The 6,090-nt window shown below is 39.8% G+C and carries 8 protein-coding genes; all 8 read left to right on the top strand.

Annotated features, from left to right (window positions below; translation table 11 throughout):
* Window positions 1–127 (top strand): thymidylate synthase (locus tag AC1DSE_RS28335; protein ID WP_477528565.1); only part of this gene is annotated, 127 nt, incomplete at its 5' end.
* Entirely contained in the window at window positions 128–484 is a 357-nt protein-coding gene (locus tag AC1DSE_RS28340; RefSeq protein ID WP_477511296.1) for a hypothetical protein, read from the top strand. It begins immediately after the preceding gene.
* A gap of 76 nt (window positions 485–560) precedes the next feature.
* Window positions 561–968: a DUF6855 family protein gene (locus AC1DSE_RS28345; protein ID WP_477511295.1), complete on the top strand. Its 408-nt coding sequence runs from the start codon at window positions 561–563 to the stop codon at window positions 966–968.
* Between the two features lie 177 nt (window positions 969–1,145).
* Entirely contained in the window at window positions 1,146–2,171 is a 1,026-nt protein-coding gene (locus tag AC1DSE_RS28350; protein WP_477511294.1) for a S66 family peptidase, read from the top strand.
* A 118-nt stretch (window positions 2,172–2,289) separates the two neighbouring features.
* The gene (locus AC1DSE_RS28355) at window positions 2,290–2,718 is read left to right on the top strand and encodes a pentapeptide repeat-containing protein (RefSeq protein WP_477511293.1); all 429 of its coding nucleotides are present in this window, start codon (window positions 2,290–2,292) and stop codon (window positions 2,716–2,718) included.
* Window positions 2,719–3,669: 951 nt separating this feature from the next.
* Entirely contained in the window at window positions 3,670–4,146 is a 477-nt protein-coding gene (locus AC1DSE_RS28360; RefSeq protein ID WP_477511292.1) for an NUDIX domain-containing protein, read from the top strand.
* A gap of 156 nt (window positions 4,147–4,302) precedes the next feature.
* On the top strand, window positions 4,303–5,658 hold the full coding sequence (locus AC1DSE_RS28365; protein ID WP_477511291.1) for a hypothetical protein: 1,356 nt from the start codon (window positions 4,303–4,305) through the stop codon (window positions 5,656–5,658).
* Between the two features lie 100 nt (window positions 5,659–5,758).
* Window positions 5,759–6,090, top strand: a 332-nt coding sequence (locus AC1DSE_RS28370) for a DNA alkylation repair protein (protein WP_477528564.1), incomplete at its 3' end; no start/stop codon positions are given.

The following is a 6,090-nucleotide window of genomic DNA, read 5'->3' on the forward strand; positions in this document are numbered from 1 at the left end:
GCCATATCCTGCTCCTGAGCTCTGGATAAATCCAGAAATCAAAAGATTTGATGATTTTACAATTCATGATTTTGAATTAAAAAATTACATATACCATCCATCTGTTAAGATGGAGATTGCGATTTAAATGGGAACATTAGGGAGTCGTAATGTGAAGAAGGTTACTTTGTTGTTATTGCTTGCAGCAATAGGAATAGTTGTAATTTTTCAAATTCAAAAGCCCATCCTAAGCGAATACAATGCTATGATCAAAGCAAAAGAATATGTGGACATCGTAAATGAAAAATTGAATTCTAAATTTGACACTGAGATTAATGCAAAGTATGTTGTCCTAGAGAAGAATACGATTTGGAACAAATTGTTGGGCAATCAACAATGGTCTTCTATGATTAATGGTGTCGTTGTAAATGTAGATGCTCATTCGGGGGAGTTTGTTCAAATGGTATTTCCCTTGGATGGCGTCATCAACAAGCTTCCAGAGTAAACATGTAGTAACATCTGAAGGATATCTGAAAGATAAAGTACATAATAAGAGTGGATTACAAAAGGAGCGAATACATATGACGTTGGCAGAAGGTACAAAAGAAAACCCATGGAAATTAAAAACACCCCCTCAGACATCTGAATATGAAATGTATAAGGATGAAAAGGACGGTATAGAAATTTTAGTATGCACAGTTGGGAAGACGGTCTTGCATTATGATTTCCGCTGCATTGATGACTTAAGCGCGATGCTCAAACAACATGGTGACTGGATTGAGCTTGGCAGCGCCGATGAGCAGAAGCCTGCTAAAGAGGGTACTGTTGAAGCATGGGGACGCTCGTCTGAAAACCCAATTGGCGGGTGGTATGGATTGAAAAAAGGGTTGCGCGGCAGATTCGGAATGTATCTTCCACCGTTAATGGAGAAGCTGGGACTTGCAGAAGTAGAGCATAATCCAAGGAATAATCGGATGAAGTCCATTTAATCGCAGTGGTGTGAAAACTTGAAATGGGACGAGAACCATACAATCCTAGTGTGAATGACTATTGAGTTTGAATGATTGGCTGCCGCAATGGCAGCTTTTTTTTATTGTAAGAGTGATTGAGAACTTACAAATATTTGTATATATTTATTTAAAAAGAATGATTAGGAGGGTTATTCCTTGACATCCTCACATTTGAAACCCGATAAACTAAAACCCGGAGATACCATTGGAATTGTTTCACCATCCTCGCCGGTTGCTTTTTATTGCCCTAACAGATTGAATCGTGGAATAAATGCTTTAGAAAATATGGGATTTAAAGTAATTACAGGACAGCATAGCAGGAAGAGAACAGGTCACACGGCTGGCAGCCTAAATAATCGTTTGGATGATTTTCATCATATGATTCGAGACCCTGATGTAAAAGCTATTATCGCTACAATAGGGGGATACAATTCACATCAGCTTCTTGAAGAATTAGATTATTCGCTCATTAGCAGCCATCCAAAAATTATAATGGGGTATAGTGATATCACTGCACTTTTAGCAGGCATACATGCGAAAACAAATCTTATTACATTTATGGGACCCGCTATTATGCCGCAATTCGGAGAATTTGGCGGACTCATTGATTTTACATACCATTCCTTTGTAAGAACCTTAATGAAAGATACACCAATAGGAATGATTGACTCCAGCGATCATTGGACAGAGGAACATTTAAGCTGGGACATTGACGATTCACGCCCAAGAGCGACCGTCCCTAATACAGGCATGAAGATTTTAAAGCCAGGGCAAGCGAGAGGGCCTATACTAGCTGCGAATATGGGTACACTTCTCCTGCTGGCAGGTACACCTTATTTACCAAGCTTCGAGGGCAAAATTTTGTGTCTTGAAGACGACGAGAGTGAGCACCCAAGTACAATTGATAGATATGTTACACAATTTCGCCAGATGGGTATTTATGATCAAATTTCCGGTCTGATTATTGGAAGATTCCATTCAAATGTAGGATTTAATGAAGAAGATTCATTGCAAGAGCTGCTGCAAAATGCAACGAGAGGATACGATTTTCCGGTTATATATGATGCGGATTTTGGCCACACGGACCCTATGATTGTACTTCCGAATGGTGTTATGGCAAGTTTGCAAGCCACTGAGGAACGAGGGGTACTTTTTTCGATTGAAGAATCCGCCGTGCAATAATAAAATCTACTATATGTCATTTATTTCAGTACATAATATTGTGAATATTATTTTGGACAGAAATCAGCTGCTGTTTTAAACTAGAATAGAATTCAAACGATAATTTGGAGGGTAAAATATGAAATTAGAAAATGAAAAAGAGATCCTGACAATCGTTAATTCAGATGTTACAGCTTCCAGCTTCAAAAATGTACGGGCAGAGCAGGTCACGCTTAACTGTTGTAATCTTAGCGGTATGAATATGAATGATGTGAATTTAACGGGATTACATATCTCCGATGCTAATTTGAGTGAGTTTGTCATTGACGGTGCACAGTGGGGCGGAGCCCATTTTCGCAACATTGGATTCGGCAATCCAAATCAGCCTGATGTTGAATTCAACAGAACACCTGTGCAATTAACCAATTGTAATTTACATCAAAGCGTATTTACGGATTGCAATTTAAAAAACGCTAAATTGGACAACTGCGATATTTCTGGTTTAACTATAAACGGAATTGATATCGAAGGTTTAATTAAACAGTTTGAAGCTATGGAGAAAAAATAGGAATAAAGCAACTTTATCCAGCGAGGCACAATCACTTAAAGCCGTAAAAAGTTCGCCAACAAGGCAGCCTTTTGCGGTTTTTTTTAGAATCAATGGTATGAGTTTTGCTAGTAGGAGTTGTTCACGATTTAGAAGTGTCAGTAACGGACATGGAGGACGCTATTTATGCGGTTAACGTACAATCGGTTTGCTAACGGACATAGGATACGTTATGGCTGTGAAAAGGAGGATAAATATAACTTTTGAAGCTGAATAAGGTCCTCTATGTCCGTTAGTTTGCAAAAAAGGGTGAAAATGCAGCAAATAGAGTACCTGATGTCCGTTAGCAAAGCAACATTGATCTAAATTGTCACGTCTCTATAATATCTGATCGAAAAATAGGAGGAGAGCAGCTATTCGAAACCATATTTTAACTGCTTTGCCGATTCATTTGTTGGCATGGGCAATGATTCTTTCGGCAATGTTATTTGATCCATTTCGTTGGTTTTTAAACCCCATCGTTAATAACACTCCAGCATTTTTAACTGTTTCAAGATGGTTGGCTCAATCATTATTCATAACGGGCCTAATTGGCTTTTCCATATATAAGTTAAGAACGAGTCCCCAGCTGACAAGAAAAGATTTGAATGTAGTTTCTGTACATGTTTTATTTTCTATTGTTCATATTGCAGTCGTTAGTGCGGGTATTTTTATAGCGGTCGGCTTTGAAGATTTATAGTAAATTTTTATCATAAATAAGCAAATGGATGCTGCGAATTAAATGTATTTTTATATGAAGGCTGCCGAAGGGCAGTCTTTTTGTATTGTTAGGTCGGCCTGATTGAGCAGAAAATGATGACTAAATAAAGCCGTTATTGCGAGTACTACGTAAATGTAGGGCTACACGAATCCATAAATCTCTTATAAAGTGGAGTAATCGAAGGTAAGTTAATGATGGAAGGAGAGATAACGTTGAGTATAACGTCCAATAAAGATGGTTTTGAGCTATTGGCATGCCTGCCTATGAAAGAGGATGAGCTTAGTGAGGATGTACCTTTGGCGGGATCATACGCGGTAATCAACTGTGGCGAGCGATTTCTTATTTGTTTTAACAAGTGGAGACAACAATGGGAAGTACCCGCAGGGGGAAGAGAGGAAGGGGAAACACCGAGGGAATGTGCAAGCAGGGAGTTATTCGAAGAAACATCGCAAATCGTTAATGACTTCGAGTTCATCGGGTTGATAAAAGTGAAGAAGCCTAATGGAGATATCAAATATAATCCCATTTATTATGCTAGTGTAGATAAGCTCGTCCCATTCCAAGCAAATGAAGAAACTGAGCAGATCGTACTTTGGGATTTAATTGAAGAAATTGGTCATATGGACGAAGTCGACAAAGCAGTTCTTGAGTGGTGCAAGGTTATCTCTGCTAAAGGTAAAAACGAATGAAATAATGTATGACAAAATAACGATGACAACCGAGCAAAGAAAAACTTAATAAATAAAATATATTTATTGACACTTTCATTTTTTAGCTGGTATACTATGGAACATTACTCATACCCGATTAAAAACATCGGAATTAGAAACATGGAGGCAATGTTCATGAAAAACACAAAAGCATCATACACAAAACTGCTAGTAGCACTCCTCTTATCTTTCTCTGTTATCTTTACACAATCAGCAGCMTTTGCGGCTCCGTCTGAAGCAGCGGCACTAAAGGAAGATGGCGCAGCACAGTATAAGCAGTTTTTGAAAGAAAAATTTAATGTCAGCCTCTCCAGCAAAGTGACGAAGGGTGAATTCATTGAAGCAGTAGCTGATATTCTTGGTTACGAGCCATCAGGCAAAGAGGTCACTTTCTCCGATGTAAAGTCAGATAACAAGCTTTATCCTGCAGCGGCGGCTTTGTATGAGAAAGGCATTTTGTCTGGCCCGGCCATTCAAGGCGATCAAGTACTTACAAGCGCTGTAGCGATTTCCATTGCGGTAAGAGCAGCAGATTTGAAGGAGCTTGCTTATACATACCCGGCTGTTAAAGTAAACAAAGTACTAACGAAGCTGAACGTTAAAAGCAGCGCGCTTGGCACAAAAGGTGCGCAAGAAGTTGCAGCAGCAGTAGATACTGGCTTGCTGCCAGCTGAATTTTACACAGGCTTCAAACCAAAAAATGCAGCAAGCGATCAATTGATCCACACATTGCTTGGTAAAGTGCTTATTACAAAAGGTCTTTACAAAAAGTATATCGGTTATGTTAACGACAACGATATTTTCCAAAAGCTAAGCAGCGCTTACGAAACTTCTGATATTATCGATGCGCCAAAGCTGCAAAAGCTGGTAAATACTGCTTTGGAGCAAAGCTTGATCACAGGCTACAACATCAAGGACTCCCGTTTCAATGCTAACTTCATCGATTCTTTGTCTCTAATTTACGGTCATTCCGATTTTAATCATGCGATTCAGCTTATTGGCTTGCTTCGCAGTGAAGGCTTAAATGCGAAAGTGCAATTTGAGCCAAAAACATCCGCATTTATTTTTCTAGCAGAATGGGGCAACCCTGGTCCAAACGTAGTTAAAATTGCAAATGGCAACTATATTTCGTATTCCAAAGAGTATGACCTTGAATTTGAATTTGCAACTGCGGCAGATAAAGCAGCTTTCCAAGATGTTGTTCTAGCTTATGCGAAGAAAGATGAAGAGGATCAAGCGGGACTTATCGTTGCATCATGGTGGCAGCCGCTTTACTACTCACAAACTGCACTGAAGGATTATGAAATTATTACGAACAACTTTATTACAGATCCAGACAGCCCTTATACAGTTAACCCGTTCTCGCTTAATGAGGATTCTGCGAAGGTCGTTGCAGGATTTAAAGCCATTGATCCTAATGTCAACATTATGCCTACTCAATTTTGGGTAGATAAGCCATTCTTTAGATATTTGCATAACGAAGCGGCTTAATAAGATTATTTGGCAAAATAGTTACGATGAAGCAGCCCTGACCATCATTGATGGTTAGGGCTGCTTTGTGTTATCGTTCAAGAAAAGGAGCTGGTATTTGATGACTGCAATTGCGCATGCTTTGGAAGCAAAGTTCAGGGAGCACGCCAATCCGGAGACGGCTCAGCCTATGGAGGCTTACATGCGCGACCAATTTATTTTTCTTGGCCTAAAGACTCCAGAGCGAACGCAGCTGCTGCGCGAGTTTTGGAAGCAAAATGAAAAGCCAAAGGGCGAGGAGCTGCTGCAAACTGCAGAGCAGCTATGGCAGCTGAACGAGCGAGAGTTCCATTATGTGGCGATGGGTTTGATGGAAAGATACAGCAAAGAGGCCGAGCCTTCACATATCGACAGGCTGGAGCGGTGGGTAACGACCCATTCTTGGTGGGATAC

This window comes from Paenibacillus sp. 01L418 (genome assembly GCF_056400045.1).